This is a genomic window from Dactylosporangium sp. NPDC005572, assembly GCF_040605515.1.
GTDB lineage: Bacteria > Actinomycetota > Actinomycetes > Mycobacteriales > Micromonosporaceae > Dactylosporangium.
In genome coordinates this window covers 1-4,199 of record NZ_JBEXCY010000403.1, presented here as the reverse complement: position 1 = coordinate 4,199, position 4,199 = coordinate 1, and the positions used below count along the sequence as shown (strand labels likewise).

General features: G+C 66.8%; 4 protein-coding genes and 1 pseudogene. 2 read left to right on the top strand and 3 right to left on the bottom strand.

Going from position 1 to position 4,199, the window contains the following annotated elements; all coding sequences use genetic code 11:
• Positions 1-383: 383 nt before the first annotated feature.
• Both ABZS66_RS60865 and ABZS66_RS60860 read right to left on the bottom strand, forming a co-directional pair.
• Positions 384-479: pseudogene (locus ABZS66_RS60865) on the bottom strand (IS5/IS1182 family transposase); the annotation flags it as partial.
• Between the two features lie 321 nt (positions 480-800).
• Positions 801-2,405, bottom strand: coding sequence for a GMC family oxidoreductase N-terminal domain-containing protein (locus tag ABZS66_RS60860; RefSeq protein ID WP_354774010.1), 1,605 nt, complete (start codon positions 2,403-2,405; stop codon positions 801-803).
• A gap of 68 nt (positions 2,406-2,473) precedes the next feature.
• On the opposite strand from ABZS66_RS60860, the gene ABZS66_RS60855 reads away from it, so the two are divergent.
• Positions 2,474-3,109 carry a TetR/AcrR family transcriptional regulator gene (locus ABZS66_RS60855; protein ID WP_354774008.1) on the top strand — a complete coding sequence of 212 codons (636 nt, stop codon included), beginning with the start codon at positions 2,474-2,476 and terminating at the stop codon, positions 3,107-3,109.
• Between the two features lie 302 nt (positions 3,110-3,411).
• Here ABZS66_RS60855 and ABZS66_RS60850 read toward each other — a convergent pair whose 3' ends face one another.
• Positions 3,412-3,672: a hypothetical protein gene (locus ABZS66_RS60850; RefSeq protein ID WP_354774006.1), complete on the bottom strand. Its 261-nt coding sequence runs from the start codon at positions 3,670-3,672 to the stop codon at positions 3,412-3,414.
• 145 nt (positions 3,673-3,817) lie between these two features.
• Between ABZS66_RS60850 and ABZS66_RS60845 the strand changes: the two genes are divergently transcribed.
• Positions 3,818-4,135, top strand: a complete 318-nt coding sequence (locus tag ABZS66_RS60845; RefSeq protein WP_354774004.1) for a hypothetical protein — start codon at positions 3,818-3,820, stop codon at positions 4,133-4,135.
• The last annotated feature ends 64 nt before the right edge of the window (positions 4,136-4,199 follow it).

The window sequence follows — 4,199 nt, the reverse complement described above, 5'->3', positions numbered from 1 at the left end:
ACGATCAAATATCACAACGCCGCTCTATATCACAACCTGTCGTTGCAGTACTAAGAGGCGTTCGGCTACGCAACGCCTTCGATGTGCGACCCGCTTGGAGCTCGAGGTCGAGCTGACCTGTCAGGGGTGTCGTAGAGGGCCGTGCCGAACGCTGGTGATCGCCCACCGTTGCTGTCCTTGGCGGCGTGGCGGGAGATCTGGTCGGATCGTTCAGGGATGGTGTGCCGGATCCCGCGTCGAGGTAGTGCCCGCCGGGTGGAGACGTGGGTGTAGCCCTTGTCCGCCATGGGCATGTCCGGGCGCCTGCGTGCCGCGCCGTAGCCTGGCCGGTTGATGCTGGTGTGGTCCAGCAATGTCAGCGGTTGCGGGTTGTAGCCAGCCTAGCCCGGGGTGAGCAGGATCGACAGCGGCCGGCCCCGCCCGTCGACCACGAGAGGGATCTTCGTGCTCAGACCGCCACGGGACCGGCTGATCGCTTCACCGTCCTGCGCACCCACCGCCGACGCGGCCGACGCCAGCGGCTATCTCCCCCTTCCGGGGGCCCAGCCGAATGCTGATGGGCTGCAAAATCGAGGAGTCGGCGCTCACCGTCCATTCCACCGGCTGACCGTTGTCATGGCTTGGGCCGCGCCCAGGATCCGCTGCCAGGGCAGTCCACCGCCGCAACCGCTCGTACGGCTCTCTTCTGAGCCAGTGCCCGCTCACTGCCCGAGCCGACACGTTCATCGTCTGTGTAGACGCCTCATGACATCGCCATTTGCCGATTCCATCACGGTCGACGAGTCGGGAGTTGCAATACGTCACCCGCTCGCGATCAGGCCGCCAGCGATCCAGCCGATCGCCATCGTGGGCGCGGCCGTGTTACCGGAGACCTGGAACGGAAGCACCGAGGCGTCCACGACCCGCAGGCCCTCGACACCGCGCACCCGCAGCTGTGCATCGACCACGTCGTCATTGGCCTGGCCCATAGCGCACGAGCCGACGGCGTGGTAGATTGTTGCGCCGAACTGACGGCCGTACTCCAGCGCCGCTTCCGGGTCGGAGGGGACGGCCTCGGTGGGGAAGTCCTCGCCTGAGATGACCTCGGCCAGCGGGCCTTTGGCGAGCAGCTCCCTGGAGCGTCCGAGGATGTGTCCGGAGGCCCGGATGTCGGTCTCGGTCTCGAAGTAGTGTGGCGAGATCACCGGCGGGGCGTCGGGGTCGATGCTGCTCGCGTGGATGGTGCTGCGCGTCTCGGGCCGGATCTGGTACATGCCGACGAGCATGCCGGCGTGGTCGGCGAGCTTCACCGTCGTGGCGGTCGGGTCGATCGCGAACGGCGTGACCGAGCCGACCAGGTCGGGCCGCGCGACGGAGGGCTCCGACTTGCACTGGAAGGTGAAGTCATAGCCGGCAGTGGCGATCGGGCCGCGTCGCGTGAGCAGGTACAGCGCGCCGCCCAGGCCCTGCTTGAACCAGCTGTTGAGCTTCTCGGTCGCGCCGAGCCCCTGGGTCAGCCGAGCTTGGACGGTCGCTGCGCCGTGCTGCTCGATCACCCGCTCGCCGACGTTGGGCGACTCGATGATCACGTCGACGCCGAGGCCACGCAACACCTCGCCGCGGCCGATGCCAGAGCGCTCCAGAAGCGCCGGCGACTCGATCGTGCCGGCCGCGAGGATGACCTCCTTGCGTGCCCGGTACTGCTTGGGCGAGCCGCGGTGGCTGGCCTCGACCCCTACGGCCCGGCCGTTCGCGACGATGATGCGGGCAACGCGAGTGCGGACGGCCAGGTGTACCTTGCCCCCGCGCAATGCGGGAGCAAGGAACGCCGTCGCGGCGCTGGTGCGCCGTCCCTTGTAGACAGTCGAGGCGGTGTAGCCTATCCGCTCGAAGTCACCATCGTTGAGATCATCGACACGCCGCCAGCCCATCTCGGAGGCGGCGGCGAAGATGCGGTCAGCGAGTTCGTCGTGTGGCCCGTCCGCCGATATGGCCAGCCTCCCACCGACACCACGGGTCGGCGAGGCGCCCAGACTGTGGTTCTCCATAGCACGGTAGGTAGCGAGGACACTGTCCCAGCCCCAGTGGTCGGCCTTGGTGTATTTGCGTAGGGCCTCAAAATCCGCCCGGCGGCCTCGACTGTACATCATGCCGTTGACGGTGGTCGATCCGCCGGTGACCTTGCCGCGGGTCCACACCTCAGTGGTCGCGGTGCCTGATATCGGCTGGGTCACGTAGTGGTAGGTGTACCGGTCGCCGTTGAGCGTGAAGAAGAACCCCTTCGGAATGCGGCGCATCGGGTTGCCGTTGGCAGGTCCCGCTTCCAGCACCAGCACCGAGTTGCGCCCAGACTGCGCCAGCCGGAATGCGAGGGTGGAGCCGGCGGCTCCGGACCCCACGATGATGTAGTCGTACTCGTCGGACATCGCGACTCCTCGGGACGGAGTGGCTAGGTTGAACAGGTAGAATGGGATTCTACTCCTACCATATAGGCGTGGCGACCGACAAGATCCCCGCCTCGGCCAGCCGGCGGGCTGACGCCGTGCTCGACGCGGTGATCGCCGCCGTGAGCGAAACCGGTGAGCCGGATGTACAGATGAGTGACGTCTGCGCCCGCTCCGGTGTCGCACTCAAGACCATCTACCGCTACTTCACGACGAAGGAGCAACTGCTCGCGGCCGCGCTCAAGCGCTGGCACTCGGAGGTGGTGCGGCAGACTACCGGGCCGGTCGCCGAGCGCTCGCTGGAGGGGCTCGCAACCGCCTTCCTCGCCTCCTCGGCCCAGGCCTTCGCCGCCAACCTCGGCATGACCCGCCTGATGATCCGCACGCTGACGTCAAGCAGCCGTTACACCACCGACACCCTGCAGTCCATTGAGAACGAGGCGACCGAAGAGCTGACGCGGTATCTGGCCTGCGCCGACCCCGAGTTCCCGGGCACCCTGGTCTGGATCCTTCACTCCTGGAAGTTGACCATCGCCATCAGCCTCGCCCGCCAGCACACCGACGTCGACGGTGCGACCGTGATGGCGAAGGACTCGGTGGCGATGCTGCTGCGTCCCGCCGCGACCATCGGCCAGAAACTGGTACGCACCCGCAACGCCACCACCCGCCCACCTACCGCGAGCTGATCGCACACGATCCGCGATCCTGGAGCATTGCCGCCACGATGGCCGTCCCGCCCGAGGCCGCACTGTTCGGCGAGAATCTCGCCGGTCGGCCAGCCGTCGCGCGTCGTCAGATCCAGTGCGATAGAAGGCCTAGGGTTGTCCGGCCGGTTTCGTCGCTGTGCCATCTGTCGGGATCGCGGCCGTCCGGCTCGACGAATGGCGGGTCAGGCCGCCGATGAGGCCCAAGGTGCTCCCGTCGGCGTCGACGCCGCTGTCGCATCACGGTCGTCCGAGATGAGCTCGTTGCCACCGACGGTCCAGAACTAGGGACCACTGACCAGCGGTGTGGGACGATACCAGGTGATATCCGCCGCGGCGGCGGATATCGCCTCGGCCAGGCTGGGGTAGGACAGGGCCGCGTAGTAGGTCACCGGAGTCCAGCCACCCATGTCTTCGGGGTCGCGGCGGAATTCTTCGAACCCGTAGGTGCCGTCGGGCCTGGTGAAGAAGTCGACGCAGTAGATCCGGTCCGATGACTCGTGGCTGGAAAGCACCCGCCACGACGGGTCGTGTCGTTGCGACATGACCCGAACGTAAGGCGGGCATGGCTGTCATCCAACCCGATTCCGATACCTGAACGCCATGGGCAACGGGCGACGACGGGCCTTGTATGGCATGGCACACATTGATGGGACTGCCCCGAAGCCCAGGTTCCAGGAAACACCGGCCGTGCGCCGACACCCGGTGGGGACGTTCCGTGAGCTCGCCCGGGAGCATCTCGACGTCATCACCACCCGGCAGGCTGAGGTCACCGTGGTCCTGCGGGAGATGCACGCGCTGAGCGGCGAACGCGCCAAGGCCCTGAACCAGCTCCGGGCCGAATACGAGGGACTGTTCACTGCCGTCATCCGTGAAGGAGCCGACGCCGGGGTCTTCACCGAGCCGGACATCCTGGTGACCCACGCGATCCCCGGCATGTACAACTCAGTGAGCATGTGGTTCAACCCCAACGACGGCCTCACCGCGCGAACTGGCCGACCGCCTTAGCACCGCCGTCCTAGCGGTAGTTTGTTGACTTCAGGGTGGTAGGTAGAGGTCGATGCCGTGGCCG

Excerpts from the sequence above, each read along its gene's own strand:
- ABZS66_RS60860 (WP_354774010.1), bottom strand. The coding sequence starts at position 2,405 with ATGTCCGACGAGTACGACTACATCATCGTGGGGTCCGGAGCCGCCGGC.
- ABZS66_RS60850 (WP_354774006.1), bottom strand. The coding sequence starts at position 3,672 with ATGTCGCAACGACACGACCCGTCGTGGCGGGTGCTTTCCAGCCACGAG.